The 6,444-nt window shown below is 40.7% G+C and carries 4 protein-coding genes; 2 read left to right on the forward strand and 2 right to left on the reverse strand.

Annotation, left to right across the window (positions count from 1 at the left end):
* The first annotated feature begins 70 nt into the window (after positions 1-70).
* The gene (locus Q8907_10985; GenBank protein MDP4274792.1) at positions 71-1,891 is read left to right on the forward strand and encodes an ABC transporter ATP-binding protein; all 1,821 of its coding nucleotides are present in this window, start codon (positions 71-73) and stop codon (positions 1,889-1,891) included.
* 54 nt (positions 1,892-1,945) lie between these two features.
* Positions 1,946-2,818, forward strand: a complete 873-nt coding sequence (locus Q8907_10990; GenBank protein MDP4274793.1) for a glycosyltransferase family 2 protein — start codon at positions 1,946-1,948, stop codon at positions 2,816-2,818.
* 71 nt (positions 2,819-2,889) lie between these two features.
* On the opposite strand, the gene gltA is transcribed toward Q8907_10990, so the two are convergent.
* Both gltA and Q8907_11000 read right to left on the reverse strand, forming a co-directional pair.
* The gene (gene gltA / locus Q8907_10995) at positions 2,890-4,281 is read right to left on the reverse strand and encodes an NADPH-dependent glutamate synthase (GenBank protein ID MDP4274794.1); all 1,392 of its coding nucleotides are present in this window, start codon (positions 4,279-4,281) and stop codon (positions 2,890-2,892) included.
* The gene (locus Q8907_11000) at positions 4,274-5,164 is read right to left on the reverse strand and encodes a sulfide/dihydroorotate dehydrogenase-like FAD/NAD-binding protein (GenBank protein ID MDP4274795.1); all 891 of its coding nucleotides are present in this window, start codon (positions 5,162-5,164) and stop codon (positions 4,274-4,276) included. The genes gltA and Q8907_11000 overlap by 8 nt, the downstream gene beginning before the upstream one ends.
* Positions 5,165-6,444: the final 1,280 nt, after the last annotated feature.

Here is a 6,444-nt window from a genome sequence, read left to right on the forward strand (position 1 = left end):
AATCAAGAATGAACTGAAGAATATTACCCCGTTTAATTATACAGGTTTATAAATCCATATTCGATTTTTCATGAACAGTGTACTTAAAATAGCGAAATACATTAAACCTTATTGGTTGAATGCGCTTCTAAACATAATTTTCAACTTACTTTCTTCTTTTTTCGCGCTTTTCACCTATTCCCTTGTCATCCCGTTTTTGTCCGTACTTTTTGACAGGCAAAAACTGGTCACCCAGGCAGTTCCTTTTTCATTATCTGCCAGCTCCATACAGCACAATCTGAATTATATCCTCAGCAAGATTGTCATAGATTACGGACAGGCTAAATCATTGATGTTCATTGCATTGCTAGTGGTCGTCATGAGCCTTTTCAAAAATGCTTTTGTTTTTCTGGCCAATTATTTCGTAACCTATGTCCGCACCGGTGTGGTTCGGGATATCCGTCAACTGCTTTACGATAAGATCCTCAAATTGCCCCTTTCCTATTATTCGGATGAGAAAAAAGGAGATATCATTTCAAAAATGACGACTGACGTTCAGGAAATTGAAGTATCCATCATGAGTTCGCTTGAAATGATATTCAGAGACCCGATCACTATTATCATTTTCATGACGGCCCTGATCAAAATGAGTGCATCCCTTACTGCCTTCGTTCTGATTCTCTTGCCATTAAGCGGACTTATAATCGGGAGAACAGGAAAAAGTTTACGCAGCAAATCATTCAAAGGGCAGAAGAAGATGGGCGGGATATTGTCCATCATAGAAGAAACATTAGGAGGCCTGCGAATCATTAAGGCATTCAACGGGGAAGAAAAAGTCAGAAGGAAATTTTCCGACACCAATAATCTGTATGCCAGGATCATATCCAAAGTTATGCGCAGGCAATATCTGGCAAGCCCGCTCAGCGAGTTTCTGGGCACTCTTGTGCTGATTGTTATCATGTGCTATGGCGGTTCTTTAGTAATGAATTCGCATACTTTGACCTCTGAAGTGCTGATTGGCTATCTGGTTATCTTCTCTCAAATCATCAATCCTGCAAAATCCTTCACTACCGCCTATTTCAACATCAGAAAAGGTATGGCATCGGCTGACCGAATCAATTCGGTGCTTGATGCAGAAATCACCATCAAGGATGAGCCCAACGCCAAACACAAAAAGGAATTTACCACAGCCGTTGAGTACCGCAATGTTTCTTTCAAGTATGATACGGAAATGGTCCTGAAAAATATCAACCTTGTTATCGGTAAAGGTAAAACCATAGCCCTGGTTGGGAAATCCGGATCAGGAAAATCCACTCTGGCTGACCTGCTTCCACGTTTAATTGATGTGGATGAAGGAGAAATACTGATAGACAATGTGCCCATCAAAAATTACAAAATATATGATTTACGCAACCTAATGGGGGTAGTAACGCAGGAATCGATACTTTTTAACGATTCATTCTTTAACAATATAGCTTTTGGCGTTGATGGGGCTACGGAAGAGGATGTAATCCGGGCTGCAAAAGTAGCCAATGCACACGAATTTATCGTCAACACAAAGCATGGATATTACACCAACATTGGCGACCGGGGCAGCAAACTTTCGGGAGGGCAACGGCAGCGCATAAGCATTGCCCGTGCAGTTTTGAAAAACCCGCCCATCCTGATACTTGACGAAGCCACCTCTGCTTTGGATACTGAATCGGAACGCCTGGTTCAGGATGCACTTACCAGATTGATGGAAAACCGTACTTCCCTGGTAATCGCGCACAGGCTTTCAACTGTGCAATTTGCTGATGAAATCTGTGTACTCGAAGAAGGCCACATTGTGGAACGTGGTAAACATGAAGAACTGATCCGCCAGGATGGCATTTACAACAAACTGCTGCAAATGCAGATGCTCATTGCTTAATCCGGGTTAAATCATAAAATAATCTTGGTAGAAGTTATTTATAATTAACTTTTTATGAAAGTTTGTGGTATTACTTTTGTCCGGAATGCACGGAAATACGATTATCCAGTTGTTGAATCCATACAATCCATACTTCCGGTATGTGACAAATTTATCGTTTGCGTTGGAAATTCCGAAGATGATACTTTGTCCTTAATCCAATCCATTGATTCAGATAAAATTCAGATCCTGCCAAGTATTTGGGATGACAGCCTACGGAAAAACGGAGAAGTCCTTGCCGTTGAGACCAATAAGGCATTGGATGCGGTTCCGCCGGAATTTGACTGGGTTTTCTACATTCAGGGCGATGAGGTGGTACACGAGAAATACCTGGAAACCATCAAAGAAAACATGTTGAAATATAAAGATGACAAACAGGTCGAGGGATTACTCTTCAAATATGTTCATTTTTATGGCAGCTATAATTATATTGGCAATTCAAGGCGTTGGTACCGGAATGAAATAAGGGTTGTAAGAAATGACAGGCAAATAAGATCATACAAAGATGCCCAGGGCTTCCGCAAAAATGACGGGAAATTAAAAGTCAAACCCATTGAAGCCTGTGTTTTTCATTATGGTTGGGTAAGACCTCCCCAAGTGATGCAAAATAAAACAAGATCGTTCCATAACTTATGGCATTCAGATGAATGGATACAAAAAAATATAGCTAATACGGAGAGTTATGATTATTCTCATATCGATTCACTGTGTTTGTTTAAAGAGACCCATCCTAAAGTGATGGAAGAAAGGATTAAAAAAGCTGAATGGAAATTTGAATTTGATGTAAAACAGAAGAAATTCAACCTGAAGGAATGGGCTTTGTACCTCTTTGAAAAAGCCACCGGCATAAGGTTGTTTGAATATAAAAACTACGAAATATTGAAATAACGCGGATAACCAGGTTAAAAAATATGAAAAATGGATGCTTATTCGGGCATCCATTTTTCATAATATCAATATTATTTAATTTTTTCTTTCAGATATTTGTCAATAGCCACCGCAGCTTTTTTACCTGCACCCATGGCAAGAATAACCGTAGCAGCTCCGGTAACAATATCACCGCCGGCAAAAATCCCTTCGCGCGAAGTTTGCCCGGTTTCTTCGTCAGCGACAATACATTTGTGGTTGTTCATTTCCAGGCCACGGGTTGTGGAAGCAATCAAAGGATTGGGAGAAGTACCCAGGGACATGATCACGGTATCAACATCCAATGTAAATTCAGAGCCCTTGATTTCTACCGGACGACGACGCCCAGATTCATCAGGTTCTCCAAGCTGCATGCGAATGCATGTCATTCCTTTTACCCAACCCCTTTCATCGCCAAGAATTTCTATAGGATTTACAAGCAGTTCGAAATGAACTCCTTCCTCTTTGGCATGAATCACTTCCTCACGGCGGGCAGGAAGTTCAATTTCCGAACGGCGGTAAACCAAAGTAACGTCAGAACCTAAACGCAAAGAAGTCCGGGCTGCATCCATGGCCACATTTCCGCCGCCTACCACAGCCACTTTCTTACCCACATGAATGGGCGTATAATAACTGTCATCGAAAGCCCTCATCAGGTTGTTGCGGGTAAGGAATTCATTGGCCGAAAGTACACCATTGAAGTTTTCACCGGGGATACGCATAAATTTCGGCAAGCCGGCTCCGGAAGCCACATAAACAGCCTTAAACCCTTCCTCGCTCATCAATTGGTCGATGGTAACCGTCTTACCAACAACAACATCCGTTTCCAGCATCACTCCCAGGCGAAGCACATTGCCTACTTCCGACTTCACCACCGAATCTTTAGGCAGACGGAACTCAGGGATTCCATATTCCAATACACCGCCGGCCTTGTGCAAAGCCTCAAAAATAGTAACTTCATAACCCAACTTGGCCAGATCGCCGGCGCAGGTCAGTCCGGAAGGCCCACTGCCAATAACAGCAACCTTTATTCCATTTTTGGGCAGGGTCTTGCTGAGATCCAGATTGTGTTCCCGTTGCCAATCGCCTATGAAACGTTCAAGCTTGCCAATGGAAACCGGTTCACCTTTCACGCCCAACACACATTTACCCTCACATTGGGTCTCCTGCGGGCATACTCTTCCGCATACGGAAGGCAAAGCAGAAGATTCAGCAATAATGGCCGCAGCTTTTTCAAACTGTTGATTTTTTATTTCAGCAATAAATGCAGGAATATTGATGCTTACGGGACATTGAGTGATACATCCGGGTTTCTTGCACTGGATGCAACGCGAAGCCTCAAGCACAGCTTCTTCTTCATTATAGCCATAGCAAACCTCATTAAAATTTGTTGCCCTGACTTTTGGTTCCTGTTCCCTTACTGGAACTCTGGGTATCTTATTCATTACTAATTCCTCCTATACGGCATTCGTGGCCTTCCTCTTTTTCCTGTTTTTCGATAATTGTTTTACCCTCCTCCGTTTTGTACATAGTCTGACGGCGCATAGCCTCATCAAAGTTTACTTTATGTCCGTCAAATTCGGGGCCATCAACGCAGGTAAATTTGGTTTCACCGCCAACAGTGACACGGCAGGCACCACACATTCCAGTCCCGTCAACCATTAGGGTATTTAAACTGACTATGGTCCTGATCCCCAGTTCCTGGGTCATTTTGGCTACGAACTTCATCATAATCATCGGGCCTATTGCCACAACCAAGTCATAATGTTTGTTTTGATTCACCACCAAATCCTGAAGCAGATTGGTAACCAGTCCTTTGAATCCTACTGAACCGTCGTCCGTTGCAATAAACATATTTTCCACTTCAGCTTTCATCTCCCCGGTCAACAAAAGATAATTTTCGGATTTTGCACCAATAATCACATCTGCTTTGACTCCATGCTGATTCAACCATTTTACCTGGGGATAAACAGGGGCAGTACCCACACCGCCGGCTATGAATAATATTTTTTTCTGTCTCAACTCTTCCAGGGGTTCATGCACCATTTCTGAAGGTTGCCCCAAAGGCCCTACGAAATCAGCGTAATAATCACCTTCATTAAAGGTAGCCATCCGGGTGGTTGATTTTCCCACAGTCTGGAACACAATGGTGACCGAACCTTTCTCCTTATCATAATCACAAATGGTAAGAGGAATACGTTCTCCCTTTTCATCTGGACGAACAATAATAAACTGTCCGGGCTGTGCAGAACGGGCTACTCTTGGAGCTTCAATATCCATCAGATATATCTGCGGTGCCAATAATTGTTTTTTTAGTATTTTGAACATCGTTTAATATTTTGTTCAACTGACAATTTGTTATTTAAAGAATGTTTTATCCTCTCATATCAAACAAATTTCCAGCCGATTTGTGCAATTAAAAACTGCAAAAGTAAAAATATTTCCTAAAATGCCAGAAGTTCAAGTCCTAAGGATTAAAATAAATTAATAATTGAAGTTTCGCAATTAGTAAAAAGGTATAACGGGATACTGGTTATTGATTGGAGAAAGTTTGATTTGAGGACCTAGTCGTTTCATCGTTTTTATAACTACTTAGTCACGGAGGTAAAATGGTTCGAGAAGGTTTGAAATAGTTTGAGGTGGTTTGAAGGGTTTTAAATTGTTCAACTATTTTCTTGCTGCCTGAGGGGAGTCGAAGGCATGGTATTGGATTATCTATAATCCGAATCCTCCTTATTCGATGAGAAATAGTGAGTTAGGCTGAATAATAAATAAATTTCATATTTTACGTCCTGGCGTAAAACAAACATTTTTTCGCTAAAGACGCAAGAGATACAAATTTACCCCATCCCCTTAAAAATGGGTTATAACAGATTTCTCTGTGGTTCTCTGTGTTAAAACTCTGTGGTTCTCTGTGTAATAAATCAATACGATAACACAGAGGTACACAGAGAAGGCACAGAGGAATATTTTTCATTATTTCTATGTGACTTAGAGCCTAAGTGGTTTGTATTTGCTATTAAATTTTATTCTTTTTGTCGTCACCAAAAGCAAAAAAGACTGTGACTGCGTCATTCGCCAATGGGCGAACACATCCTGGCAGCTTGTCCGCCCCCTGGCGGATCGGCTTCATTCAAAAAGTACGCAGTCAATAAGGATTTTGTTTTTTACGCTTCGCGAAGGAAAGTCCTGGAACTTTTTAATGAATCACCGGTCTATTTTAGACCCTTGGTAAAGTGAGGTTGAAGGACAATAAATCAATGACTTTAAATTTTATTTTGTTCAGGAAAATATTTAGTTGCGAAACTTAAATCACAGATTTTAAATTTTATTCCGTTCAGGGAAATATTTAGTTGCGAAACTTAAATTAATAATTGACAGAAATATTCCGAAAAACAATAGAATATGAAGATTTGGAATGTAAAGCTCAAAATATTAGGTTATTGATTAAAGTCAACTTCTTATAAATAAAAAAACCTTTAGCTGCAGGTGTGGCGATAATGGGTATTGAAAAAATGAGTTTTTTCTGGTATTTAAAAAATATCAGTTGGCTTGCAATGATTGGTTTGTTAGCTGGCATAGTAGTATTTATCCTTCAGCAAAGTTTA

Source organism: Bacteroidota bacterium, assembly GCA_030706565.1.
GTDB lineage: Bacteria > Bacteroidota > Bacteroidia > Bacteroidales > JAUZOH01 > JAUZOH01.

What these genes read in the sequence shown, in the direction of transcription:
- Q8907_10985 (MDP4274792.1), top strand. Translation starts at nt 71, where the DNA reads ATGAACAGTGTACTTAAAATAGCGAAATACATTAAACCTTATTGGTTG.
- gltA (MDP4274794.1), bottom strand. Translation starts at nt 4,281, where the DNA reads ATGAATAAGATACCCAGAGTTCCAGTAAGGGAACAGGAACCAAAAGTC.
- Q8907_11000 (MDP4274795.1), bottom strand. Translation starts at nt 5,164, where the DNA reads ATGTTCAAAATACTAAAAAAACAATTATTGGCACCGCAGATATATCTG.
- Q8907_10990 (MDP4274793.1), top strand. Translation starts at nt 1,946, where the DNA reads ATGAAAGTTTGTGGTATTACTTTTGTCCGGAATGCACGGAAATACGAT.